This is a genomic window from Planctomonas deserti (assembly GCF_003067705.1).
Taxonomy (GTDB): domain Bacteria; phylum Actinomycetota; class Actinomycetes; order Actinomycetales; family Microbacteriaceae; genus Planctomonas; species Planctomonas deserti.
Map to the genome: position 1 here is coordinate 1 of NZ_QANL01000221.1, position 516 is coordinate 516.

1 protein-coding gene is annotated in these 516 nt (G+C 66.9%); it reads left to right on the plus strand.

Annotated features, from left to right (window positions below; translation table 11 throughout):
- Nucleotides 1-516 (plus strand): hypothetical protein (locus tag DAI20_RS20385; protein ID WP_108252921.1); only part of this gene is annotated, 516 nt, incomplete at both ends.

The window sequence follows — 516 nt, forward strand, 5'->3', positions numbered from 1 at the left end:
CTGCAGGACGCGGGCGTCGCCAGCCACGTCGACGGCAACGCGCTGCTGCTGGACAGCGGCCTGCGCCTGACCCCGCATGCAATGGCCGCACACGCGCGCGACAACGGTGGTTGGCAGACCTCCACCGTCATCGAAAGCCAGCATCCGCAGTTGTTCGCCGATGGCCTGTTCGAGTACCAGCACGCAAATGGTGCCGATGAGCAGGCATCGCTGTTGTCCGGCTTCCAGGCCTGGGCCCGAGTGGACCTGGTGACCCTGCAGACCGCGATCGGCGCCCAAGACGCACAGGGCCTGCCGATGATGGGCCTGACCTATCCGGCCGGTGACAATGGCGAGGAACACGAGCGCACCGTGGTGCTGGGGCCGTTGGCGCACTACCGTGCACAGGAAGTGGATGCCTCCACCTGCAGCGAGGACGACCACGGTTCCTGCCCCTGCTGCCTGTTCACCCGCAGCATGGAGGCCTTCGATGAGCTGCTGAAAGCCCGCCAGTTCCTCGCCATCCGCCTGTTCGCC